Origin of the sequence: uncultured Demequina sp., assembly GCF_913055775.1 — a bacterium.
GTDB lineage: Bacteria > Actinomycetota > Actinomycetes > Actinomycetales > Demequinaceae > Demequina.
Map to the genome: position 1 here is coordinate 1 of NZ_CAJXJX010000008.1, position 23116 is coordinate 23116.

Sequence of the window (23116 nt, forward strand, 5' to 3'; positions counted from 1 at the left end):
GCCACCGGCGATCCCCCCCGTCCCGGCACTCGCCGGCTTCAACAGGACCACGCCGGCGGCGTCCTCGCCCTGCACCGGGTGCGGGATCGACGCGGCGATCCGGGGCACCTTGAAGAAGTGCTTCTTGGCCTCCTCGACGCCCTTGGCGATCGCCGCCGGCACCTCCTTGGCCTTGCCGTAACCCACGCCGACCGTGCCGTCGCCGTCGCCCACGATCACGTCTCCCGGCTGCACCGAGGCGCCGCCGCACGCGACCGTCACGTCCGACTCCCACGGCACGTGCCGCCTGCCCAGCACCGCAGGGTGCGCCCCCGCAGCGAACACGGGTAGGCCCGAGCCGGCCACCGCATCGGCGTCCCGGACGGCACCATCAGAGACGATCCCCGCGGCCCCGAGCGCCTGCGCCCGGGCCGCGAGGATGTCGCCCAGCGTGCCCGCGTCCTTCACGCCGCGCGCCTCGATCACGATGACCTCACCCGGTGCGACCGAGTCGAACAGCCGCTTCTGCGCGTTGTAGCCGCCGCCGTGGGACTCGAAGAGGTCCTCGCGAAACGGGATGTACCGCAGCGTGCGGGCCACGCCCACGAAGGACGCGCCGGGCTTCAGCGCCGCCACCCCGTCGATGGTCACGGCGTTGAGGCCGTGGGCGCGCAGCCGCTGGGACAGCGCGGCGGCGGGAATGCGCTCGAGCAGCGCACGCAGGTCGGGGTCGAGCGCGGGGACGCCCTCAGTCTGGTCCGTCATCGTCACCTTTCCGTGGCTGGAAACAGTCTGGCAGGTCAGTGGATGGACAGGTAGTCCTCGAGCGTGGCCGGGGTGGCCTTGAGCAGCGGCTCGAGCACGTCCTCGCCCGGGAACTCGCTGGCCTCGAAGAACCAGCGGCGGCTCGCCGGCATGCCCCACTGCTGCGCGCGGCGGGGGTCGGACACGTCCCAGCGGATGGGCTCGGACTCCATGTCGATGAACTGGTAGTGCGTGGTGAACAACTCGATCCGGTGCTGGTCGGGATCGCGGATGTAGAGGAAAAGCGCGTTCGACAGCCCGTGGCGACCGGGGCCGCGATCGATCTCGTGGCCGAAGCCCATCGAGCCCGTCACGTCCGCCGCGTGGATCAGCGCGGTGGCGTCCGGGACCGTGTACGCGAAGTGGTGCAGGCGCGGACCGCGGCCGTTGGTGAAGACCAGGTCGTGGGTGTTGCCCTTGACCTCGAGCCACGTGCCCCACAGCTCGTCGGTGCCGTCCTTAGCGGTGTACTCGGACATGCGCATGCCCAGGCCGGTCCAGAAGTCGGTGGCCTCCTGCACGTCGTAGGTCACCACCTGGTAGTGGTCCAGGCGCTGCGGGGCGCCGGCGCGGAAGTCGTGGAAGTCGGCCATCTTGCGCGGCACGGTCTCCATCGAGCTCGTGAGCTCCATGTGCGTGCCGACGGGGTCGCGGAACCGCAGGGTCGCGCCCTGGTGGTCTGCCTCGACGCGCTCGTGCTCAACGCCTACCTTCTTGAAGAACTTCTCCGCGTCGAGGATGTCCTCCTCGGAGCGCACGCGCAGGCCCACCTGCAGCGCCTTGGCCTCGGTGCCGTGCTCGAGCACCATCGAGTGGTGGCAGTCCTCTTCGAGGCCGCGCAGGTAGATCGCGTGGTCCGTCTCCTCGGTCACCACGAGCCCGATCACGTCGCGGTAGAAGTCGCGGGACTTCTCGAGGTCCGTGCACTGGAGGCGGACGTGCCCGGCGCGGGTGATCGCGAAGTCCGGGTCCTGGTTGAACGTGGGAAGCGTCATCGGGGTCTCCTTCTGGGATCGGCGTTGATCTGTCTCCATGGTGACGGCCGATGCGGTGGCGGGGAACTATCGGTCACCCTCACCGGCAATACATGATGGCTATGGGCAAGGGCATTCACTATCCTTGGGAGTATGGAAATCCGGCACCTGCGCTATTTCGCCACGGTGGTCGAGGCGGGCTCGCTCACGGCGGCCGCCGCGCGCCTGCACATGTCCCAGCCGCCGCTGTCCGTCGCGATCCAGAAGCTCGAGGCGGAGGTGGGCGTCCCGCTGCTCGAGCGATCCGCGCGCGGCGTGGAGCCCACCAGCGCCGGCCGCTTCCTGCTGGACAGGTCCTCGAGGGTGCTGGGCGAGGTGGACGACATCGCGGCCACGCTGGCGCGATACGGCGACGGCGCCGCGGGCACGCTGACGGTGGCCGCGGTGCCGGCGCTGCTGTGGCGGCGCATCCCCGCCGCCCTGCGGGAGCTCGCCGCCCAGGTCCCCGAGGTCGACGTGCGGCTGCTCGACCCGCCGCCGTGGACGGCGATCGACATGGTGCTCGAGCGCCGCGCGGACGTCGCGGCGATTCTGGTCGCAGACGCCCGGGCATTCGCCGTCCGCCACCGAGGCGAGCTCGACATCAGCGACTGGGGCGAGGTGCCGCTCGTAGCCGCACTGCCGCCCGGCGAGGCCGATGCCCCCGACCCGCTCCCCCTGTCCGCCCTCGAGGGCCGCGAGGTCCTCGTGCCCCGGCGCACCACCGCCGTCCCGAGCCTCCCCGAGGCCGTCGACGACACGCTGCGCCGCCACCGCATCGGCGCCACACTGAGAACCGTCGAGACCATCCAGACCTCCGTGCCCCTCATCGAGGCGGGGCTCGGCTGCGCGGTGCTGCCCGATGCCGACCGCGACAGCCTGCGGCGCTTCGCGCTCACGGTGCGGGCTCTCGAGCCGGCGCCGCAGCCCCTGCGCGCGCTGGTGCTGACGCGGGCGGGCGAGACCAACCCTGCGGTGAGGAGGCTGGTCTCGATTCTTGGGGGATGACCTCCCTGGAATCGCACACGGAGGACGATAGGATCGAGCACGGCTGAGCCGCACCGGGCCACGGCCCGCTTCGAGGACGCAGCGATGAAGGAGCTTCAGTGGCGACCAGCAAGGCCGACCAGGCATACGACATCCTCAAGGCGCGCATCATGGACGGCACCTACGCGCCCGGGCACCGCCTGGTGATCGACCAGCTCGCGCGCGAGCACCAGATCTCGTCAGTGCCGTGGCGCGAGTCGCTGCGCCGCCTCGAGGCCGAGGGCTGGGTCGACATCGTCCCCAACGTGGGCGCGCTCGTGAAGACCTTCGACACCGACGCCTGGCAGCGCACCATGCGCCTGCTGGCTCGGCTGGAGGGGCTCGCGACGTCGCTGTCGGCTGCGAACCTCACCGAGGAGGACATCGCTCAGGCGCGCGAGCTGAACCGTCAGGCCGGCGAGGCGCTGGCGGACTTCGACACCGCGCGTTTTGGCGAGCTGAACCGGCAGTTCCACGAACTGCTGTGCTCGAAGTGCGAGGATGACAGGCTCTTTGGCCTGGTGCACCACGAGTGGACGCGCCTGGACCTCATTCGACGCTCGGCCTTCTTCTACGCTCCCGGACGCGCGCAGGCGTCGCTGTCCGAGCACGAGGCCCTGCTCGACCTCATCGAGGGCGGCGCGGACCCCGAGGTCATCGAGACCGCCGCTCGTCGCCACGAGACCAGCACGCTCAAGGCTGTCATGGAGTACGACGCGACTCACACGGAGAACCGCCGGCCCGGCGGAGCCGTGGGGATGTTCTAGCCGGTCGACCAGCGCCGTCCAGGGGTGCAGGAGCCGCCACCTAGAATGGTGGTGTTGTTCGCCGTGTCCCCGGGGCCGTGCGCGACGCTCCCCCGACTGCCGAGGAGGCCCGTCCATGCCCGGTCCCGACTCAGTGCTGAGCGGCGCCTCGCTCGAGATCACCGCGGCCGACGGGCCGGGGTTCAGCGCGGCAGCAGGTGCCCTCGCTCCCGGCACCCGGGTCGCGATCACGCATCTGGGCACCCAGACCGCCCAGCAGCATCTCGACGCCGCCCGCGCCGTCGCCGCTGCTGGCCACATCCCCGTGGCACACTTGGCGGCACGGCGACTCGCCAGCGCCGCCGAACTCGAGGCGACTCTGGCCGCGCACGCCCAGCACGGCACCGACGGCCGCGTGGTCGTCGTCGGCGGGGACCCGCGACAGCCGCTCGGTCCGTTCTCGGAGGCCGCCCAACTCATCGAGACCGGCATGCTCGCTTCTCACGGCGTGACCGACGTGGGGATCGCCGGCTACCCCGATGGCCACCCCACTATCGCCGACGAGGTCCTGTGGGCGGCACTCACCCGCAAGCTCGCCGCGATCGCTGATCACGGCATGCAGGCCAGGATCGTCACCCAATTCTGCTTCGACGTCGACCTGGTGCTCGCGTGGATCGAGCGGGTGCGCGATGCGGGGATCGACGCACCTCTCCAGGTGGGTGTGCCTGGCCCTGCGAACGTCAGGCGCCTCGTGGGCTTCGCCCGCCGTTGCGGCGTGCAGTCGAGCGCGGCGCTCGCGCGCAAGTACGGCTTCTCGGTCTCCGCGCTGGTGGCGAACGCCGGCCCCGACAGGTTCATCGACGGGCTGCGCGAGGGCCTGGATCCCGCCGTGCACGGCGACGTTCACCTCCACCTGTTCGCGCTGGGTGGCGTCGGGGCCGCCGTGGAGTGGCTCGCCCGCCAGCACGCCGCCGCCTGAGGCGCCGCGACGACGACTCGCGCTTGCGACCGCGACTACGACGCGCGGCCAGCGCGCCACTGCGCGATGAATGCCTTGCCGTAGTCGTTGCCGTTCGGCAGGCGCAGCGTGGTATGCACGTGGAAACGTTGGGGCACCCGGTTCGACAGCCACACGCCCGCGTGATGGTCGAGCTCCGCCAGGATCACGGGCGACTGAATGCGCAGGTAGAACGGCTGGGAGCCGTCAGTCGCGCCGTACCAGGCGAGACGCGTCTGCGGCAGGTGGGCCCGCACCTCGGCGAGTGCGAGGGCGCGCTGGTCCGCAGGGAGCAACAGGAGGAAGTCCTCGACGATCACGAGCAGCAGCCGCCACTGCTCCGAGTCGAGGGACGATGCGGTGAGGCCCTCGTACGGCACCACACGGTTGTCGCGGAAGGCTCCCGCGACGTGGCGCTCGTCGGCGGGGTGGACCCTGCCCTCGGGCATCGCCGGGTCGAGCACGGTGTCGTAGACCACCGCGTCGCCGCGCTGCTCGTCCGTCAGAGACGAGGCCAGCGCGATCGCCATCCGCTCGCGCGCGTCGAAAATGGGCGGGTGTGCGCCGTCGGACAGCGCGGGCTCCGCGCCGATGAACACCGGCGCAATCACCTGCCGGCCGCCCACGAACACGCAGTTGAGTGCCACATGGTGACCGAACAGCTGCCAGCCCCAGGGCGCATCGGCGCTGGGATCGCCGTAGATCGCGACCCAGTAGCTGAGCGGGTTCATCAGCTCGGTGAGTTCGGTGAGCTCCCCCAGGTAGCCGTTCAGATCCATGGCCTCGCGAACGCGCGCGTAGCCTTCGGGGCTCAGCGACGCTTCGACCAGTCCCAGCACCGCCTCCACCTGCGCGGGCGCGAGGTCCTCGAGGCGCAGGCCCACCCGGTGGATGACGAATTCGGGGTTGGACCAGGCGCGCCACTCGGGCGCGTCGAGCGGGTAAGCGATGGCCTCGCGCTCGTCGCCGTCGAGCAGCTCGAGCACACGGCGTGCCGCCGCGACCGGCGCCTCACCGTTGGCATGGGTGCCGGCCGATGCGGCGGCCGGGTCGAGCGTCCAAGCGGTGGTATCGACGGTGCCGTCTGCGGTGATGCCCACGAAGGGCTCGTCGTAGAGCGCGCGCCAGTCGCCCAGCAGCTCCTGCACGAAGTCGGGTTCGCGCTTGCGGCGCGAGAACTCCTCGTAGTCGAGCCCGCGCCAGTCAGCCAGTACCGCATCGGCCGGGTCGTACAGGAACTCGCGGAAGCTGTCAGTCGTCACCGTGATCGCATCGCCGCGTGCGGCGGTGCGATCGGTCGAGAACCACGCGTCGAGCGCCTCGGGGCCCCCCGCATCGGCCTCCCGGTCTCCGCCGTCCTGCTCCCCGTCGTACGAGGCGGCCATCAGCTCGCCTGACGCAGGCTCGGCACGGACACCCGCCGCTTCTGGCGCAGCTCGCGGCGCTCGTCGCGACCCTCCGGGGTCGAGGACGGACTCGCGGTCAGCAGCGCCTGCGTGTACTCGTGCTGGGGGTTGTCGAACAGCTCCTCGGTCACGCCCTCCTCGACCAGCTCGCCGAGCTTGAGGACGCCCACGCGCTGAGAGATGTGGCGCACCACGCCCAGGTCGTGCGTGATGAACAGGTAGCTCACGCCCGAGTCCTTCTGGAGGTCCATCAGCAGGTTGATGATCTGGCTCTGGGTGGACAGGTCAAGGGCGCTGACGGCCTCGTCGCAAATCACCAGACGCGGCTCGAGCACCAGCGCGCGGGCGATCGCGACGCGCTGCAGCTGGCCGCCGGACATCTCCGACGGGAAGCGATCCAGGTGCGCGGCCGTGAGGCCCACCTGCTCGAAGGACTCCAGGGCCTTCTTCCGACGCGACGCACGGTCGCCGATGCCGTGGCGCTTGAGCGCGTCCGTCACCGCACGACCCACGTGGTGGCGGGGGTTCAGCGAGGCGCCCGGGTCCTGGTACACCGCCTGTACGTCGCGACGGTAGGACAGCGGCGTCCGCGATCCCATTCCGGCGATGTCGGTGCCGTCGAAGTCGATCGACCCGCCCGCGATGTCTGCCAGCCGCAGGATCGCCCTGCCGGTGGTGGACTTGCCCGAGCCGGACTCTCCCACCAGGCCGTAGGTCTCGCCCGGGGCGATGTGGAAGCTCACCCCCTTGACCACCGTGGTCATGGACTTGCGGAAGAGGCCGCCCTTGGTCTCGTACGCAACCTCGAGGTCACGAACGTCGAGCAGGGGCCGGTGCGCCGTCATGGGGATGATCACCTCGCGATCCATTCTCCATCAGCGGTCACGAAGTCCGCGATGGTGGGCAGTCGGTCGACCTTGTGGTCGGCCGTCGGGTGGGACGCCAGGAGCGCCTTGGTGTACGGGTGGTGGGGCTCGTCGAACAGGCTGAACACGTCATTCACCTCGAGGAGCTGACCGTGATACATGATCGCGACGCGGTCGCAGGCCTCGGCCGCCACGCCCAGGTCGTGGGTGATGTTGATGACGGCCATGCCGAGCTTCTCGCGCAGGTCGAGCACCAGGTCGAGTACCTGGCTCTGGGTGGTGACGTCGAGCGCCGAGGTCGCCTCATCGAGGATCAGCACGTCCGGGTCACCGGCCAGCGCGATCGCGATCGCGACGCGCTGAGCCATGCCGCCCGAGAACTGATGCGGGTAGTCATCCAGGCGCTTGGCCGCGTCCTTGACACCCACCATGTCCAACAGGTCCGCAGCCTGGTCACGCGCCACGGCCTTCGACATGCCGTGGTGGATCCGCAGCGGATCGATCAGCTGGCGACCCACCGTGTGCACCGGCGAGAGGTTGGCCTGCGGGTTCTGGAAGACCACGCCCAGCTTCTTGCCGCGGATCTCGCGCCACTGACGCTCCGTGCGGCCCACGAGCTCCTCGCCGGCCAGCTCGACGGAGCCGGACTCGACGCGCACTCCCGCGGGCAGCAGCCCCAGGATCGACTTCGCGAGCATCGACTTGCCAGAGCCGGACTCTCCCAGCAGGCCCATGACCTCGCCGCGACCCACGGTGAGGTCGAGACTGGAGACCAGCGGCACCACCTCGCCATCGGGACGGTCCGCGACGATGTGGATGTCGCGCACCGCCAGGACGGGGTCGGGGTGCTTGTCCGTGGTCACGAGGGCCTGGGCGAGCGCCGGGGCAACCGCGACGGGCGTCGTGACGACGCTCGACACGGCGCGCTTGGCCTCTTCGACCTCGGCCAGCGTGGGCGCCTGGTGGAGGGCCCTCTTGCGCTGCTTGCGGGAGGTGCGGGCGCCGGACAGCGCATCGTTGATGCCGTCGCCCAGCAGGTTCAGGGCGAGCACGGTGATGACGATCGCGATACCCGGGGGGAGCGCCATCCAGGGGTGGTCGACCTGGTGCTCCGCAGCAGTGCGGAGCATGCCGCCCCACGAGGGCTGGTCATCCGGAAGGCCCAGCCCCAGGAAGGACAGCGCCGCCTCGACCTTGATCGCGTTGCCCAGGAACACGGCGCCCTGCACGGCGAGGGGGCCCACGAGGTTGGGCAGCACCTGGCCGAACACGATCTGGCGGTTGCGCAGTCCCGTGACATGGGCGGACTCGACGTAGAGCTTCTTGCGCTCGGTCAGCGTAATGGCGCGGACCATGCGGGCAAAGTTCATCGAGAAGATGAGTCCGATCGCGAAGATCAGGATGAGAGTGCCGCGGCCAAGGATCGCGATGACGACAAAGCCGATCATGATGCCGGGCATCGCGTCCGCGATGTCCATGACACGCGAGCCCAGGCGGTCATACCAGCCGCCCTTGTAGCCCAGGATCAGACCCATCGGCACGCCGATCAGCATGGCGACCAGCACCGAGCCGACGCCCACGATCAGCGCCGTGCGCGCGGCGTAGATGAGCTGGCTCAGGATGTCGTGGCCAAAGTCGTCAGTGCCGAGAAGGTGGTCGGCGGACGGGCCCGCGAGCACCGAGGTGAAGTCGGTCTCGCCGGCGTCGTACGGAGCGATGAGGGGCGCGGCGGCGGCGATCACGATGATGATCGCGATAGTGATGACTGCGGCCAGCGTGACGGGCTGATGGCGGAGCCGGCGCCACGCCTGGGCGGGGCCGGAGGCCTGACGGGCTGCGGGTGCGGAGGCGGCCGCGGGGCCGACGGTGGAGGTGGTCATGCGGGCCTCGCCTGCGGGTTGATCAGTCCGTACAAGATGTCGATGAGCAGGTTGACCGCGATCACGAGCGTCGCGGTGAACAGCACCACTCCCTGCACGACCGGGAAGTCCTGGCCGATGGTGCTGGTGAGCATGAGGGAGCCCAGGCCCGGGAACGAGAAGACCTTCTCGATCACGAAGCTCACGCCAATCAGAATGGCGAAGACCACGCCGATCGAGGCGAGCACCGGGACCATGGCGTTCTTCACGCCGTACTGGTAGAGGATCTTCCAGCGGGGCACGCCCGCGGCAGTGAGCGTGTCCGTGTAGGGAGCGGCGAGAGCTCGCACCATGGAGGCCCTCGTCTGGCGCGCGATGATCGCACCGCCGGTGATGCCGAGCGTCAGCGACGGCAGGATCAGGCCCACGAACCAGCCCCACGGGTCCACGGTGAACGGCACCCAGCCGATGATGGGCAGCCACCCCAACTGGGCCGCGAAGACGGTGGTGAGAAGGATGCCGAGCCAGAACTCGGGGATCGCGATGCCCAGGACGGTGCCTCCCGTGAGGAGGCGGTCCGCCTTGGTGCCGGGGCGGGTGCCGGTGTAGACACCGACACCCACCCCGATCACGATGGCGACGACCATGCCGCCGAGGATCATCGACAGGGTCGCGGGGATGCGCTGAGCGAGCATCTCCGTGACAGGGAGCCCGGACCGGTAGGCCGTGCCCAGGTCTCCCTGCACGAGCCCGCCGAACCATTCGAGCAGGCGCTCGCCTGCCGGGCGATTGAGCCCCAGCTGCTCCTCCACCAGTGCGATGGACTCCGGTGTGGCCGAGACCCCGAGGATCGCGGCCGCCGGAGATCCCGGCACCAGGTAGGTCAGTGAGAACACCACCACCGACACCACCAGTAGCTGCGGTATTGCGAACCCCAGCCGGTAGAGGACAAGCTTCCCCATCGAAACGATCTCCTAGTCGATCTGTCTGTTTGCTGCCGCGATCAAGACCCTGCGGGACGCAGATCGCGGAAGTTGATCAGGACCGTCTCCCACGGCTCGCTGGGAGCCGCAGCACCCGAGACCGTGTCCGTGTTGACGGCGATCAGTTCCTGCGACTGGATGTGAGCGCAGGTCAGCGCCTCCTCGGAGATGATCAGCGTCACCTCCGCCCACAGGTCGTCTGCCTCCTCCGACGTGCCCGCGGCGATCGCCGCATCCGCAGCGGCCTTGAGCTGGTCGGACTCGACACCGGCCGGGTTGCCCGGGGCCTCCGCAGCGAACCACGACTGGTACCAGTCGTACGGCGTGAGCTCGTCGTTCGAGCCCAGGCCGATGGGGTAAGCGCCGGCGTTCCACTCGGAGAAGTACTGCGGCGGCGGGGCCTCCTGCACCGTGAGGTTGAACCCGAGCTCGCCCAGCTGCTCCGCGTAGACCGAGATCTGGCGGTTGTTGAACGAGGTCGACAGCCAGTCGCCCTCGACCGCCGGGCTGCCGGCCTGGCTGTAGAGCGTCTCTGCCATCTCCAGGTCGTGCTCGTAGCCGGTGATCGCGGGGTTGTAGCCCTGCTCGCCCTCGGCGAAGTGCTGCGACACAGGCGTGACGTCGGGGTCGAGGTCCGCGACGACCTGCGTGTTGATCGCGTAGCACGCGGCCTGACGCACCTCGAGCTCCTCGAACATGCCGCCGGGGCCACGGTCGAAGAACATCGGGTTGTTCCGGATGCCGGGGTAGGCGATGGTCTCGAACGTTCCAGCCTCCTCGAATACGGACAGCTGGTCGAGCTCGGTGTCGGTGACGTCGATCTCGCCGTTGATCATCGCGGTGCTGGCGGCGTTGTCCTCCTCGATCGCGAACAGCTGGACCGTCTCGAAACCGGGGGCGTCGCCCCAGTACTCGGCGAACGGACCGAACGTCATGCGGGTGCCGGCGATCGAAGCCGCCTCGTCGTACGCCCACGGACCGGTGCCGACCGGGGTCTGCGCGATCGAGCCGTCCGCGATGGCCGCGGGGCTCGCCATCGGAGCGGCACGGGTGGCCAGGGTGGTGAGCAGCGACGGTGCCGGCGCCGACAGGTTGATCTGGACCGTCAGGTCGTTGACCGCGTCGATAGAGTCGATCACCTGGAACGGCCCGGCGTAGGGGCCGGGCGTGTTCTTGATGAGCTCGAGGTTGACCTTGACGGCCTCGGCATCGAACGGCGTGCCGTCGTGGAAGGTGACGCCGGGCTGAAGCTCGAGGGTCAGGGCCTCGTCCGTCTGCTCCCACGACGTGGCGAGCCACGGTGCAGGCTTGCGATCGTCACCCAGCTTCGTGAGGTTCTCATAGGGAACGCGCATGTAGCCGGCTTCCATCTCGGCGCCAGGCGCCCAGTTCTCGGGGAAGCCGCCCCAGTTGGCGCGGAGGACGGAGCCGGCGACCTGACCGCCCGCACTGGGCGCGGCGTCCTCGGTCGTGGTGCTGGTGGGCTCGTCGCTGGAGTCTTCTGCGGGGTCGTCGGAGCTGCAGGCACCGAGGAGCAGCGCGGCGGCCGCGACGGGGACGGCAAGCCGAGCGAAGCGTGTGGTCTTCATCATGGTTCTGGCGCCTCCTTGCGCCGGGGAACTCGTGGCTGTCGATTCTAGGGGCCGGGGAACGGTCCGGGGTTCGCCCCCTGACCGATCCCATGGGTGGGGACGGGTCAGGTGATTCCGCTCTCCCTGACTGACCCGGCGGCGAGCGTGGATGCGCCCCTGCCGAGCCGGACTGACGACGTGCCGCTGAAGCCTCGTGAGCGAGTGGCGAGGAGCGGGGACACACGCGAAGCGACGCCACTGCGTCCTGTGCGGTGGTGCGGAGCCTTCATGGATCCTGCCTCCCCGTCGACTCTCCCTCGAGCCGACATCGTCGTGTCCATGGATCGTATACGACGTGTGAATCCTGCGCAAGATCGCATACGACTTCAGAACGGTATCGGTTCGGTAACGACGCGATGATCCCCCGCAACACGCGTGAAATCGGCATTGATGCCCCCACAACCCTCGGTGCGACCCCAGCCATTCGCGTCCGACCCTTGCCGAGAGTCGAGGGAATGTATATGATTTTCGTCACGCCGAGGCTTGCGTCCCACGCGGGGCGCTGGCCCCGGCGCAGGAGTCTCGCAGCGTCGCGAGGCCGGGGACCCGTTCCCCAGCCCTGGACCTGCGTCTCCACACACGGATAGAGAGGCACGCAGCGTGAAGGCAACGGACAAGCGCCGGCATCGCCCCCGCATCGGCCTGCCCGCGGCACCCGCGTCCCGCCTCTCCCTCTCCCTCTCCCACTCCCACGCGCAGGCCACCCTGCCCGCGCATCGGCCCTACCGAGGACTCACCTCATGACTGACGCCTCTCTGTCCAAATCGCAGCGCGCGTATGACTGGATCAAGGCGCGCATCGCGACGCAGGAGTTCACGCCGGGCTACCGCCTGGTGCTGGGGACCATCGCCAAAGAGCTCGACATGTCCGTGGTGCCTGTGCGCGAGGCAGTGCGCCAGCTCGAGGCCGAGCGCGTGGTGACCTTCGAGCGCAACGTGGGAGCACGCGTCGCGATGGTCGATGACTCGGACTACCGAGCGACCATGCAGGCGGTGTCCATCGTCGAGTCGGCCGCGACCGCGCTCGCGTCCCGCTCGCTCACCGTGGACGACATCCGGCAGGCGCGCTCGGTCAACGAGGTCATGGTGAGGTCGCTGGACCGGTTCGAGCCCCGCACCTTCAGCGCCCTCAATCAGGAATTCCACCACCTGCTGTACTCGCGCTGCCCCAACCACCGCCTGGTCCAGATCGTCGACGCCGAGTGGGGCCGCATGAGCCACCTGCGCGACTCGATCTTCACCTTCGTGCCCGGGCGGGCGGCCGAATCCGTCAAAGAGCACGAGGAAATCCTCGTGCTCATCGAACGCGGGGCGCGCCTCGAGGACATCGAGGCCGCCGTGCGACGCCATCGCACCGGCACGCTCGCCGCGTATCTGGTCCACGAGCACCCCGACGAGACCCTCGGCCTTCCCATCGAGGACGAAGCCCGACTGTAGCCCGCCACTCACCCACCGACTGCCCCAGGAGTACGGATGCTTCCCCAGCCCACGATCGACGCTCTCGCCGAGGAACTCGCCGAAGCGCATCGCTCGCGCAGCGTGATCCCCCGCATCACCGCGCGCCACCCCGAGGCGACCGTCGAGGACTCGTACGCGATCCAAGGCCTGTGGCGCGACCGCGCGCTCGCGGACGGACGCCGGCTCGTGGGGCGCAAGATCGGGCTGACCTCGAAGGCGATGCAGCAGGCCACCGGGATCAGCGAGCCTGACTACGGCGTGATCCTCGATGACACCGTATGGGAGTCCGGCGCCGTGGTGCCGTTCGACGACTTCTCCAACGTGCGTATCGAGGTCGAGCTGGCGTTCGTGCTGGCGTCGCCGCTCGAGGGACCGCACTGCACCGTGTTCGACGTCCTGCGCGCGACCGAGTACGTGACGCCCGCTCTCGAGATCCTCAACTCGCACATCGAGCTCGAGGGCCGCACCATCGTCGACACGATCGCGGACAACGCTGCCTACGGCGGGCTGGTCCTGGGCGGCCGCCCCGTCGCGCCCGCGGACGTGGACCTGCGCTGGGTGGGCGCGATGCTGTACCGCAACGAGACCATCGAGGAGACCGGCGTGGCCGGCGGCGTGCTGGACAACCCGGCCTCGGGCGTCGCGTGGCTCGCGAACAAGCTGCACCAGCACGGCGACTCGCTCGCGGCGGGCGAGGTGATCCTCGCGGGCTCGTTCACCCGGCCGGTGTGGTGCGAGCGCGGCGACTCGGTGCTGTGCGACTACGGCCCGCTGGGGAACGTGAGCGTCCGCTTCGAGTAGGCCCGGCGCTTCTCCGCTACCGGTTCTGCACACGCCTGTGACGCCCGTGGCGCATGAGGCGCACGTGAGTCCCCACGCGCCTCAGCAGCCCCATCGTTCCCAGGTGTGTGCAGAACCGGTAGGGACTGCGACGGCACCCGACAGCGTGAACCACCACACGCGACGACACCCCGGCGCGCGAGCCGTCAGGGCCCGTCGCACCGGGGTGTCGCCCGGCTGTGTGGTTCAGACTGTCAGGAGAGCAGCCTAGATCGGGAGGTTGAACATCTCCTTGGCGTTCTTCCACAGGATCTTCTCGCGGTCCTCGTCCGAGACCTCGATCTCGTTCTTGAGGAACTCCACGCCCTGGCTCATCCACGAGTAGAACACCGGGAAGCTCGACCCGAACATGTAGTGGTCGGCGCCGTTGATGCGCAGCGCAGCCTCGACCTGCTCCTTGCCCCACGAGTGCGGGTGCGTCATGTCGAAGAAGATGTTGTTCTCGAGGTACTTGCGGATCGCGTCGCCGCCCGTCGGGTCAAGGCGCTGCATCGCCTCCTTCTTGTGGGTGGCGTGCGGCGTCATGAGCGCGGTGTTGGCGAACCAGTTGCCGCCGAACATCGTGTGCGTGAACTTCAGGTTGGGCCAGCGGTCGAACATGCCGGAGAACAGCTCGCGGCCCACGGCGGTGGCCTGGTCCACGATGCGCCCGTACTCGCGGCGCAAGTTCGTGTAGTCGATCACCGAGCGCCACTCGACGGGCAGCGGCGTGTGGTGCACGATCACCGGCACGTTCAGCTCGTTGATCGCGTCGAGGTAGGGCGCGAACGCCTCGTCGTCCAGGTAGAGCTGGCCGTAGTGGCATGCGAGCTGGACGGCGACGGCCCCGTTGTCGAGGCAGCGCTTGAGCTCGTCGATGTTCTCCTTGCCACCCCACGGCGGCACGCACGCGGTCGAGAACAGGCGGCCGCCCGAGCGCTCCACGATCTCGCGAGCGTTGTCGTTCACGACCTTGCAGGTGTCCAGGCGCAGCCACTCCTGCCACACCGGCACGCGCATGATGCCGTAGTCCACGCCGGCCTCGTCCATCGCGGCGAGCTTGGCGTCCACGTTGTAGTCGCCCTCGACGTAATTGAGGTTCTGGTAGCCCGCGGGCTTCTCGAGGATGAGCTGGCGGCGGCCGTCATCCATGGTCTTGACGGTGGCGATCTCGCCGAATCCGCGCGGCGCGGTCGACAGGAAGCCGTTCAGGGTCTGCTCGTTGTCGAACAGGTCCTCGGGGAGGTGGTGGATGTTGATGTCGACGACGGTCATGGTCGTCCCTTCTGAGAGTTCGGGTGCGCCAGGGGCGCGAGTATGGAGCGCCGATGCGGGCGCGGGGTACGTGCAGAGGTGCGGCCGGGCTGCGGGGTCGGGGATGCGCGGTCAGTCGCGTCGAGCGCGGCTTCAGGCCCGGCGGGCCGATGCGGTGTCAGGCTGGCGGCGCGAGGTTGCGGCCGGGGTGCACGGGACGGCGGCGGCCACGGGAGCCGAGGCGGGCGGAGGTGCGGGCGGCGCCGCGAGCGTGCGTGGGGCTCCGAGCAACGGTTCTGCTCATGGGCGCGGCCTCCTTCCTCCGGCGAGCGACGTCTGCGTCATCCCAAACTGTACGCGCATCGCACGCGATGTCCAGCCAGATTCGGCTTCGAGGCGCGGCCAACCCTGCGGCGCGACACCCTCCCCCGCACGACTGCCGCGCACCGCCCGCAGCTTCACACTTGAGATCGCATACGATTTCGTTTACAGTCGTTCCACGCTTCACGGTCGGGCTCTCGCCGGCACCGGGCAGCGCGTCGAGGATGACGATTCCCTTCCCCGGCGCCCGTCCGCGCCGGAGCCTTCCGATCGTGGCGCGGCACAGGCACAGCCCCGGGAGGAACCTTGAGCACGGACACCCCGCTCACCGAGCGCGACGTCGAGTACACGCACGACGGCACGCGCATGATCGGCCTCCTGGTCGCACCCGTGACCGCCTCTTCCGAGGCCCCCCTCCCCGGCATCCTGCTGGTCCACGACGCGTTCGGCCTGGGCGAGGACATGACCGCCACCGCCCGCCGCTACGCCCAGCTGGGCTACGCGGTCTTCGCCGCCGATGTCTGGGGCGAGCGCACGCAGCCCACCGAGGGCAGCCAGATCGGCCCGCTGATCGGCTCGATGGTCTCCGACCGCGAGCGCTGGATGGGCCGGATGGCAGCCGCGCACGCCGCGATGGTCGCGCAGCCCGAGGTGGACGCCGCCGCGATCGCCGCGGCCGGCTACTGCTTCGGAGGCTCCTCCGCCCTCGAGTTCGCCCGGACCGGCGGCGAGGTCCGCGGCGCGATCGGGATCCACGCGGGGCTCGACCTGCTCGACAGCGACTGGTCCGCCCCCGGGCCCGTCGAGCGCGTCCTCATCTGCACCGGATCCGCCGACCCGATGGCCACGTCCGATCAGCGCGACGCCCTCCAAGACGCCCTCACCGGCGCAGGCGTCGACTGGGAGACGGACCTGTACTCGGGCGCCCAGCACGCCTTCACCAATCCCAAGTCGGACCTTCCCGGCATGCCCCCGGGCGTCGGCTATGACGCCCGCGCCTCCCAGCGCGCCTGGGACTCCACCGCGAGGTTCCTCGCGGACCTCCTGACCCCCGCATCGGCCTGACGCACCCACCCCCGTCTGAACTCAACGAAGAGAAGAGAACCCCATGTCGACTTCCAAGGACCTCAACGTCGCGATCATCGGCGCCGGCCCCGCCGGCCTCGCCACCGCGCTGCGCCTGCACCAGCAGGGCTTCACGCCCAAGATCTACGAGACCGTCGAGGAGCTCAAGCCGCTGGGCGTGGGCATCGACGTCAAGGTGTACGGCACCAAGGAGCTCATCGAGCTGGGTGTGTACGAGGAGTTCAAGGACATCTCAGTGGACGCCAAGACCTCGATCTTCTTCAACAACCACGGCCAGGAGATCTACGCGGAGCTGTGCGGCGTGCACATGGGATATCTGCACGAGCAGCGCTTCGTGCACCGCGGCACCCTGCAGATGCTGCTGTTCGACAAGGTCATCGAACGACTGGGGGCCGATGCGGTGGTCCAGGGCGCGCGGTTCGTCAAGTACGAGAACAAGGAGGACGGCGTCACCGTCCACCTGCGTCACCGCGACGGCCGCGAAGAGCAGGTCTGGGCAGACGTGCTGATCGCGGCGGACGGCATCAAGTCCGAGGCCCGCAAGCAGATGCACCCGAACCAGGCCGAGCCGCACTACTCGGGCATCACGATGTACCGCGGCACCACCCTGATGGACCGGTACCGCGACGGCCACACCATCCTGCACATCGGCGCCCCGGACATCGCCACGATGATCGTCTACCCGATCGCGGAGAACTTCGAGGGCACCGGCAAGGTGCTGGTCAACTGGGTGGTCGAGCGCACCCGCGACGAGACCGTCGAGGACTGGAACCAGCTGGGATCCGTGGACGAGATCATCGACCTGTTCGACACGGTGAAGCTGCCCTTCCTGGACGTCCAGGAAATGCTGCGCAACAACCGCGAGATCTACCTGTTCCCGCTGATTCGCCACGAGCCGCTGGACAGCTGGACCGACGGTCGCGTGGTCCTGATCGGCGACGCGGCTCACGCGATGTACCCGCGCGGCGGCAACGGCGCGTGCCAGGCGATCGTCGACGGCGGCGTGGTCGCCGCCAAGCTCGCCGAGATCGACGACGTCCCCGCCGCGCTGAAGGCCTTCGAGCAGGCGCGCATCAAGCAGGTCAACGGCATGGTCATGGCGCACCGTGGCGAGGGCTACGAGGTCATCCGCCGCATGGTCGCGGACCGCACCGGCGCCCAGCCCTTCGAGGACATCGAGGACGTGCTCCCGCTGGCCGAGGCCGACGAGATCTTCTCCAAGTACCACGCCATGGTGGGTCAGCCCCGTCCCGGCTTCGAGGCGGGCGAGACCACCGGCTTCCGCACGTGGGAGGTCGAGGATGAGACGGTCGAGGCCATCCAGGCCGCGGCTGCGGCGAAGAAGGCCGTGCCTGACACGGCCGCGTCGGCCCGCTGACGGGTTCCTGACCAGGAAGGATAGGCACCGTGGACCTCGGGATCGCCGGGCGCACGGCCCTCGTGACGGCCTCGTCGCAGGGGCTGGGGCTGGCGTGCGCCACCTCGCTCGCTCGCGAGGGCGCGACGGTATGGCTCAACGGGCGCGACCGGCAGCGCCTGGGACGGGCGGCCGATGCGGTGGTCGCCCAGGTGCCGGACGCGTCAGTCCGATGGGTCGCGGCGGACCTCACGATTCCCGAAGGTCGCGCGGCCATCGTGGAGGCGGTCCGCGACGTCGACATCCTCGTCACCAACAACTCGGGCCCGCGGCCCGGGCCGATGGAGGACTGGGACGAGGCTGCGATCCTGGGCGCCCTGCACGCGAACTTGATCCCCGCGGTCGAGCTCATCCGCGCGTACGTGTCGGGCATGCGCGCAAGGAAGTTCGGGCGCATCGTCAACATCACGTCCGCGATGGTGAAGTCGCCGGCCGCGGACATGGGACTGTCGACCTCCGCCCGCGCTGCGCTCACGGCGATTTCGAAGTCGATCTCCAAGACGGTGGCCGCGGACAACGTGACGGTCAACAACCTGCTGCCGGAGCGCATCGACACCCCGCGCCAGGAGTTCATGGCGAAGCGCCGCATGGAGCGCGACGGGATCACCCGCGACGAGGCGTACGCGGCGATAGCGTCGACCGTGACGGCCGCTCGCCTGGGCCGGCCCGAGGAGTTCGGGGACGCGTGCGCGTTCCTGTGCTCGGCGCAGGTGGGCTACATCTCCGGGCAGAACCTGCAGCTCGACGGCGGCACCTACGAAGGGTTGATATGACAGACGTGACACTCGCTGACGAGGCCACGCGCGACGCGATCCTCGCCCTCGAGGAGCGGCGCCGCCAGGCGCTGATCGACCTCGACATGGAGACGCTCGACGATCTCTACGACGATGCCCTGATCCACATCCACGCCCCCGGACTGGTGCACACCAAGGCGCAGCTCATGGAGCACGCCGCCACCCGCAACCCCTACATCGACATGTGGCGCGAGGACCTGCTGATGCGGGCCATCGGCGACGTCGTGATCGTGACCGGTCCGCTGGTGAATCGCCTGCGCAACCCCGGCGGCGGCGAGCGCACCGTGCGCGGCCAGGTCACCCAGGTGATCCGGCGCTGCGACGACGGCGCTTGGCGCTATCTCACCTTCCAGATGACCCCCGACGGCGAACAGGTGTGGGGCGCGCTGAAGTCCGGGTCGGACGCCAGCCAAGCCACCGCATCGGCCCCTACTACCGAACCCCAGGAGAACTGAGACATGAAGCTTGCCCGCTACCGCCTGGGCGACGGCCCCGTGCGCATCGGCCGTGTCGACGGCGACCGCGTGACCAACATCTCCGGCGTCCCCGGCGTCGGCACCTCGCTCAAGGCGCTGCTGCCGCGGCTGGACTCGCTGCGCGATGCGATCCTCACCGCCGAGGCGTCGACCACGCCGCTGTCCTCGGTGACGCTGCTGCCGCCCATCGACGAGCCGCAGAAGTACCTGGGGATCGGCATGAACTACGCCGCGCACGCCGAGGAGGCGCGCCAGGCCGGGATCCCCATCCCCGAGACGCAGATGTGGTTCAACAAGCAGGTCAGCTGCATTGTGGGCCCGTACGACGACGTCGAACGCCCCACCGTGTCCGAGCAGCTCGACTACGAGGTCGAGCTCGCCGTGGTGATCGGGCGCGAGTGCCGCCACGTGTCGCGCGCGGACGCGCAGAGCGTCATCGCCGGCTACATGGTCGCCAACGACGTCTCCGTGCGCGACTGGCTGGCCAAGCGCTCCCCCACCTTCACGCTGGGCAAGTCCTTCGACACCCACGGGCCCATCGGACCCTGGCTCACCACCGCTGACGAGGTCCCGGATCCGCACGCGCTCGAGCTGTCGCTGACCGTCAACGGCGAGGAGCGCCAGCGGGCCCGCACCGACGACCTCATCTACGACATCTTCGAGCAGATCGAGTACCTCACCACCGTGATGACGCTCATGCCCGGCGACATCCTCGCGACCGGCACCCCCGCCGGCATTGGTGCGCCCACCCAGAACTGGCTGCGGCCGGGCGATGTGGTCCGCGCGACCGTCGAGGGCCTGGGATCCATCGAGAACACGATCGTCGAGGGGCGCTGAGTCATGTCGGGGGGTGAGCGTGCTGCGCGAGGCGAGCGTCGCCGCCAGAGCATCGACCTACCCGGCTTCGGGCACGCCAACCCCATCCCGGCGGCCGCGCGCATCGGCGAACTGCTGATGTCCGGGGTGCTGACCGGCCGTGACCCGTCGACGCGCGAGATGCCGGCGACTCTCGACGAGCAGTGCGCGAATGTGTTCGCTCACGTGCGGACGCTTCTCGCCGAGGCCGGCGGCTCCACCGACGACATCATCAAGATGACCTTCTGGCTTGCGGACTACCGCGATCGCGACGCCCTCAACCGCGAGTGGCTCGCGATGTTCCCCGACTCGTCGAACCGTCCCGCACGTCAGGCGATGGCTGCCTCACTCGACGGAGGGTGCCTGATCCAGTGCGACCTCGTGGCGGTGCTCGGCGACTCCGCAGCGCCGTGAGCACGGTGGAGCCCACGAACCCGGAGACGTCACGCGGCAACCCCGCAGGCGTCCCGGTCGCGCGGCTCCTTCCTCTCCTCGCCGTGCTCACGGCGCTCGGACCCATCTCCGTCGACATCTACACGCCTTCGCTGCCCGCGATGCAGGAGGACCTGGGGGGCTCCGACGCCCTGACCCAGGCCTCGGTGACCACGTTCCTGCTCGGAATCGGCGTGGGCCAGCTGGTGTGGGGTCCGCTCTCGGATCGCGTGGGGCGGCGCCCGGTCATCCTGATGGGAGTCGGGGCGTGGGCGGTCGCGTGCGTCGCGGCGGCCTTCGCGACCTCGCCCGAGATGCTCGTCGCCGTCCGGCTGCTGGCGGGGCTGTGCGCCGCCGCGGGCATCGCGGTCGCGCGCTCGGTGGTGCGCGACGTGTCGACAACGCGGGCCCAGATGGCCTCGCGCATCGGCCTGCTGTCGATGGTCACGGCGCTCGCGCCGGTGCTCGCGCCCGTGATCGGCGCCGGCATCGCAGCGCTGTGGGGCTGGCGGGCCGACTTCGTGGCCATGGCCGCGGTGGGCGGGGTCATCGTGCTGGCCTACGCGTGGATGGTGCCGGAGACACTGCCCGCTGCACGCCGGGAGTCCGGCGGGGTCGCCGCGATCGGCGGCGCGCTGGTGCGTGCGGTGCGCGACCGCGAGCTGCGCGGCGTCGCGCTCGCGCTCGGGGTGCACTCGTTCGGGTTCTACGCGTACGTGACCACGGCCGCCTTCATCGTCGAGCGGGAGTTCGGGCACTCGCCCGCGGTGTTCGCCGCGGTGTTCGGGTCCAACGCCGTAGCGGTGATCGTGGGCAACCAGCTGTTCCGTCGCGTGGTGCAGCGACGCCACCCGGTCTCACCGCTGGGTGTGGGATTCGCGATGTGCGCCGTCGCCGGCGCCGGGCTGGGCATCCTCGCGGTCGTGGGCGCGCCCGAACTGCTGCTGTGGGCGGCGTCCATGGTCTACGCCCTGGGCCAGGGCCTGGTGCTGCCGGGGTCGCACTCGTGGGCCCAGACCACCGCGGTCGCGTCGGGCGCCGCCTCGGCGCTCGCCGGGTCCGCGCAGTTCCTCGGCGGCGTGTTCGGATCGCCCATCACGGGCCTGCTGGGCCCGACCGCCGCGAACCTGGGTCTGGTGACGGCGCTGGCCTCGGGAGTCGGCGTGCTCGTCTGGGTCTCCACGCGCCGACACGTCCCGGCGGAGGTGCCGACATGACCGCGACTCGACTCGACCTGCCGACGCCCCTCGGCACTCCCGCCCAGCCACCGCATCGGCCCTCATCCATCCATCACCCTGCGTCCCGGCAGTCAACAAGTGCCATTCTTCGCCCACATTCGGCACGGAACGACTGCCGGCGCGCATCCACCACCTGCGACAATGCATACCCAGCGGTATGTGATCACTCTGCACCCAAGGAGCTGCCATGACTGACACCCGCGAGACCGACCTTCTCGCCTCCGTCCCCGACGGCCTGTTTATCGATGGCCGCTGGCGCGGCGCGACCGGCGGCGCGACGCTCGACGTCCAGGACCCAGCGACGGGCGACGTGATCAAGACCATCGCGTCGGCCTCGCCGGAGGACGGGCTGGCCGCGCTCGACGCCGCCGACCGCGCGTTCCCCGCCTGGGCCGCGACCCCCGCGCGTGAACGCGGCGAGATCCTCCGGCGCGCGTTCGACCTGCTCACCGAGCGCGCCGACGACTTCGCCCTGCTCATGACCGTCGAGATGGGCAAGCCGCTCGACCAGGCGCGCGGCGAGGTCGCCTACGGCGCCGAGTTCCTGCGCTGGTTCGCGGAGGAGGCGCCGCGCCTGTCCGGCCGCTACGGTGCCAACCCCGAGGGCACCGGCCGCACCATCGTGACGCAGCATCCCGTGGGCCCGTGCTTCCTCATCACGCCGTGGAACTTCCCGCTCGCGATGGCGACCCGCAAGATCGCGCCCGCGCTCGCCGCCGGCTGCACCGTGGTGATCAAGCCCGCTGCCCTCACGCCCCTCACCACCCTGGCGTTCGCGGCCCTGCTCGAGGAGGCCGGCGTGCCCGCGGGCGTGGTGAACGTCATCACCACCACGAGCTCGGGCGCCGTGTCCGAGCCCATCATCCGCGACCCGCGCCTGCGCAAGCTGTCCTTCACCGGCTCGACCGGCGTGGGCATCGCGCTGCTCGAGCAGGCTGCGTCCGGGGTGCTCCGGACGTCGATGGAGCTGGGCGGCAACGCCCCGTTCGTGGTCTTCGAGGACGCGGACCTGGACGCCGCCGTCGACGGCGCGATGGCGGCGAAGTTCCGCAACATCGGCCAGGCGTGCACGGCAGCCAACCGGTTCATCGTGCACGAGTCCGTGGCCGACGAGTTCGCGCGACGGGTGACGGAGCGCGTGGCCGCGATGCGCGTGGGACGCGGCACGGAGGACGGCGTGGCCATTGGCCCGCTCATCGACGACAAGGCCGTCGCGAAGGCCGATGCGCTGGTCACCGATGCCGTCACGCGTGGGGCGACGGTGCTGGCCGGTGGCTCCGCGATGGAGGGTGCGGGCACGTTCTACCTGCCCACCGTGGTCACCGGCGTGCAGTCCGGGGCGGACATCTGGCGCGAGGAGATCTTCGGTCCGGTCCTGGCCATCGCAACCTTCTCCACCGAGGAGGAGGCCGTGGCCATGGCGAACGACACCGAGTACGGGCTCGTGTCCTACGTCTACACCGAGTCGCTCGCGCGCGGTCAGCGAATGATCGAGCAGCTCGCCACCGGGATGATGGGGCTCAACGTGGGCGTGATCTCCAACGCCTCCGCACCGTTCGGCGGATGGAAGATGTCGGGTCTGGGCCGCGAGGGCGGCGCCGAGGGGATCCACGAGTACCTGCAGACCAAGTACACGATGACGCCCGCGTAACCACCG

At 69.8% G+C, this 23116-nt stretch carries 20 protein-coding genes and 2 pseudogenes; 13 read left to right on the forward strand and 9 right to left on the reverse strand.

The features are described 5' to 3' along the window. The 3 genes and pseudogenes from QZ483_RS13580 to hpaD form a co-directional block, all read right to left on the reverse strand. Nucleotides 1–219 (reverse strand): annotated as a pseudogene (locus QZ483_RS13580) (30S ribosomal protein S5); the annotation flags it as partial. Nucleotides 220–249: 30 nt separating this feature from the next. Beyond that, nucleotides 250–744, reverse strand: a pseudogene (locus QZ483_RS01550) (hypothetical protein); the annotation flags it as partial. Between the two features lie 35 nt (nucleotides 745–779). Further along, nucleotides 780–1778: a 3,4-dihydroxyphenylacetate 2,3-dioxygenase gene (hpaD, locus tag QZ483_RS01555; protein ID WP_297081224.1), complete on the reverse strand. Its 999-nt coding sequence runs from the start codon at nucleotides 1776–1778 to the stop codon at nucleotides 780–782. A 132-nt stretch (nucleotides 1779–1910) separates the two neighbouring features. On the opposite strand from hpaD, the gene QZ483_RS01560 reads away from it, so the two are divergent. The 3 genes from QZ483_RS01560 to QZ483_RS01570 all read left to right on the forward strand — a co-directional run bounded on the left by QZ483_RS01560 (nucleotide 1911) and on the right by QZ483_RS01570 (nucleotide 4547). After that, a complete protein-coding gene (locus QZ483_RS01560; protein ID WP_297081225.1) occupies nucleotides 1911–2804 on the forward strand; it encodes a LysR family transcriptional regulator in 894 nt (297 codons plus the stop codon). A gap of 98 nt (nucleotides 2805–2902) precedes the next feature. After that, nucleotides 2903–3589 (forward strand): GntR family transcriptional regulator, encoded by a 687-nt coding sequence (locus QZ483_RS01565; RefSeq protein ID WP_297081226.1) that lies wholly within the window; start codon nucleotides 2903–2905, stop codon nucleotides 3587–3589. Between the two features lie 115 nt (nucleotides 3590–3704). After that, nucleotides 3705–4547: a methylenetetrahydrofolate reductase gene (locus QZ483_RS01570; RefSeq protein ID WP_297081227.1), complete on the forward strand. Its 843-nt coding sequence runs from the start codon at nucleotides 3705–3707 to the stop codon at nucleotides 4545–4547. Between the two features lie 35 nt (nucleotides 4548–4582). Here the strand turns inward: QZ483_RS01570 and QZ483_RS01575 are convergent, their stop codons facing one another. From QZ483_RS01575 to QZ483_RS01595, 5 genes are read right to left on the reverse strand one after another with little or no spacing between them, the layout of a single operon-like run. Further along, nucleotides 4583–5950 carry a DUF3500 domain-containing protein gene (locus QZ483_RS01575; RefSeq protein WP_297081228.1) on the reverse strand — a complete coding sequence of 456 codons (1368 nt, stop codon included), beginning with the start codon at nucleotides 5948–5950 and terminating at the stop codon, nucleotides 4583–4585. Next, the gene (locus tag QZ483_RS01580) at nucleotides 5950–6840 is read right to left on the reverse strand and encodes an ATP-binding cassette domain-containing protein (protein WP_297081229.1); all 891 of its coding nucleotides are present in this window, start codon (nucleotides 6838–6840) and stop codon (nucleotides 5950–5952) included. The genes QZ483_RS01575 and QZ483_RS01580 overlap by 1 nt, the downstream gene beginning before the upstream one ends. Further along, nucleotides 6825–8717 carry a dipeptide/oligopeptide/nickel ABC transporter permease/ATP-binding protein gene (locus QZ483_RS01585; protein ID WP_297081230.1) on the reverse strand — a complete coding sequence of 631 codons (1893 nt, stop codon included), beginning with the start codon at nucleotides 8715–8717 and terminating at the stop codon, nucleotides 6825–6827. Before QZ483_RS01585 ends, QZ483_RS01580 begins: the two co-directional genes overlap by 16 nt. After that, nucleotides 8714–9658 carry an ABC transporter permease gene (locus QZ483_RS01590; RefSeq protein ID WP_297081231.1) on the reverse strand — a complete coding sequence of 315 codons (945 nt, stop codon included), beginning with the start codon at nucleotides 9656–9658 and terminating at the stop codon, nucleotides 8714–8716. Before QZ483_RS01590 ends, QZ483_RS01585 begins: the two co-directional genes overlap by 4 nt. A gap of 41 nt (nucleotides 9659–9699) precedes the next feature. Continuing rightward, entirely contained in the window at nucleotides 9700–11271 is a 1572-nt protein-coding gene (locus QZ483_RS01595; protein ID WP_297081232.1) for an ABC transporter substrate-binding protein, read from the reverse strand. Nucleotides 11272–12050: 779 nt separating this feature from the next. On the opposite strand from QZ483_RS01595, the gene QZ483_RS01600 reads away from it, so the two are divergent. Beyond that, nucleotides 12051–12746 (forward strand): GntR family transcriptional regulator, encoded by a 696-nt coding sequence (locus tag QZ483_RS01600; protein ID WP_297081233.1) that lies wholly within the window; start codon nucleotides 12051–12053, stop codon nucleotides 12744–12746. A gap of 36 nt (nucleotides 12747–12782) precedes the next feature. Further along, nucleotides 12783–13568, forward strand: coding sequence for a 2-oxo-hept-4-ene-1,7-dioate hydratase (gene hpaH / locus QZ483_RS01605; protein WP_297081234.1), 786 nt, complete (start codon nucleotides 12783–12785; stop codon nucleotides 13566–13568). Nucleotides 13569–13814: 246 nt separating this feature from the next. Here hpaH and QZ483_RS01610 read toward each other — a convergent pair whose 3' ends face one another. Then, nucleotides 13815–14861, reverse strand: a complete 1047-nt coding sequence (locus tag QZ483_RS01610) for an amidohydrolase family protein (protein WP_297081235.1) — start codon at nucleotides 14859–14861, stop codon at nucleotides 13815–13817. A 606-nt stretch (nucleotides 14862–15467) separates the two neighbouring features. Between QZ483_RS01610 and QZ483_RS01615 the strand changes: the two genes are divergently transcribed. The 8 genes from QZ483_RS01615 (at nucleotide 15468) to QZ483_RS01650 (ending at nucleotide 23110) form a co-directional block, all read left to right on the forward strand. Further along, nucleotides 15468–16226 carry a dienelactone hydrolase family protein gene (locus QZ483_RS01615; RefSeq protein ID WP_297081236.1) on the forward strand — a complete coding sequence of 253 codons (759 nt, stop codon included), beginning with the start codon at nucleotides 15468–15470 and terminating at the stop codon, nucleotides 16224–16226. A gap of 43 nt (nucleotides 16227–16269) precedes the next feature. Beyond that, nucleotides 16270–17625: an FAD-dependent monooxygenase gene (locus tag QZ483_RS01620; RefSeq protein WP_297081237.1), complete on the forward strand. Its 1356-nt coding sequence runs from the start codon at nucleotides 16270–16272 to the stop codon at nucleotides 17623–17625. Nucleotides 17626–17654: 29 nt separating this feature from the next. Further along, nucleotides 17655–18437 (forward strand): SDR family oxidoreductase, encoded by a 783-nt coding sequence (locus tag QZ483_RS01625; RefSeq protein WP_297081238.1) that lies wholly within the window; start codon nucleotides 17655–17657, stop codon nucleotides 18435–18437. Next, nucleotides 18434–18913 carry a nuclear transport factor 2 family protein gene (locus QZ483_RS01630; RefSeq protein ID WP_297081239.1) on the forward strand — a complete coding sequence of 160 codons (480 nt, stop codon included), beginning with the start codon at nucleotides 18434–18436 and terminating at the stop codon, nucleotides 18911–18913. The genes QZ483_RS01625 and QZ483_RS01630 overlap by 4 nt, the downstream gene beginning before the upstream one ends. Nucleotides 18914–18916: 3 nt before the next feature. Then, the gene (locus QZ483_RS01635; RefSeq protein ID WP_297081240.1) at nucleotides 18917–19771 is read left to right on the forward strand and encodes a fumarylacetoacetate hydrolase family protein; all 855 of its coding nucleotides are present in this window, start codon (nucleotides 18917–18919) and stop codon (nucleotides 19769–19771) included. A 3-nt stretch (nucleotides 19772–19774) separates the two neighbouring features. Then, nucleotides 19775–20203 carry a RidA family protein gene (locus QZ483_RS01640; protein ID WP_297081241.1) on the forward strand — a complete coding sequence of 143 codons (429 nt, stop codon included), beginning with the start codon at nucleotides 19775–19777 and terminating at the stop codon, nucleotides 20201–20203. Continuing rightward, the gene (locus QZ483_RS01645; RefSeq protein ID WP_297081242.1) at nucleotides 20200–21438 is read left to right on the forward strand and encodes a multidrug effflux MFS transporter; all 1239 of its coding nucleotides are present in this window, start codon (nucleotides 20200–20202) and stop codon (nucleotides 21436–21438) included. The genes QZ483_RS01640 and QZ483_RS01645 overlap by 4 nt, the downstream gene beginning before the upstream one ends. Before the next feature lie 208 nt (nucleotides 21439–21646). Beyond that, on the forward strand, nucleotides 21647–23110 hold the full coding sequence (locus QZ483_RS01650) for an NAD-dependent succinate-semialdehyde dehydrogenase (RefSeq protein ID WP_297081243.1): 1464 nt from the start codon (nucleotides 21647–21649) through the stop codon (nucleotides 23108–23110). Nucleotides 23111–23116 lie beyond the last annotated feature (6 nt).

Coding starts and splice junctions, on each gene's coding strand:
- QZ483_RS01640 (WP_297081241.1), top strand. CDS start 19,775: ATGTCGGGGGGTGAGCGTGCTGCGCGAGGCGAGCGTCGCCGCCAGAGC.
- QZ483_RS01580 (WP_297081229.1), bottom strand. CDS start 6,840: ATGGATCGCGAGGTGATCATCCCCATGACGGCGCACCGGCCCCTGCTC.
- QZ483_RS01595 (WP_297081232.1), bottom strand. CDS start 11,271: ATGATGAAGACCACACGCTTCGCTCGGCTTGCCGTCCCCGTCGCGGCC.
- hpaD (WP_297081224.1), bottom strand. CDS start 1,778: ATGACGCTTCCCACGTTCAACCAGGACCCGGACTTCGCGATCACCCGC.
- QZ483_RS01620 (WP_297081237.1), top strand. CDS start 16,270: ATGTCGACTTCCAAGGACCTCAACGTCGCGATCATCGGCGCCGGCCCC.
- QZ483_RS01635 (WP_297081240.1), top strand. CDS start 18,917: ATGAAGCTTGCCCGCTACCGCCTGGGCGACGGCCCCGTGCGCATCGGC.
- QZ483_RS01590 (WP_297081231.1), bottom strand. CDS start 9,658: ATGGGGAAGCTTGTCCTCTACCGGCTGGGGTTCGCAATACCGCAGCTA.
- QZ483_RS01650 (WP_297081243.1), top strand. CDS start 21,647: ATGACTGACACCCGCGAGACCGACCTTCTCGCCTCCGTCCCCGACGGC.
- QZ483_RS01610 (WP_297081235.1), bottom strand. CDS start 14,861: ATGACCGTCGTCGACATCAACATCCACCACCTCCCCGAGGACCTGTTC.
- QZ483_RS01600 (WP_297081233.1), top strand. CDS start 12,051: ATGACTGACGCCTCTCTGTCCAAATCGCAGCGCGCGTATGACTGGATC.
- QZ483_RS01575 (WP_297081228.1), bottom strand. CDS start 5,950: ATGGCCGCCTCGTACGACGGGGAGCAGGACGGCGGAGACCGGGAGGCC.
- QZ483_RS01560 (WP_297081225.1), top strand. CDS start 1,911: ATGGAAATCCGGCACCTGCGCTATTTCGCCACGGTGGTCGAGGCGGGC.
- QZ483_RS01630 (WP_297081239.1), top strand. CDS start 18,434: ATGACAGACGTGACACTCGCTGACGAGGCCACGCGCGACGCGATCCTC.
- hpaH (WP_297081234.1), top strand. CDS start 12,783: ATGCTTCCCCAGCCCACGATCGACGCTCTCGCCGAGGAACTCGCCGAA.
- QZ483_RS01570 (WP_297081227.1), top strand. CDS start 3,705: ATGCCCGGTCCCGACTCAGTGCTGAGCGGCGCCTCGCTCGAGATCACC.
- QZ483_RS01585 (WP_297081230.1), bottom strand. CDS start 8,717: ATGACCACCTCCACCGTCGGCCCCGCGGCCGCCTCCGCACCCGCAGCC.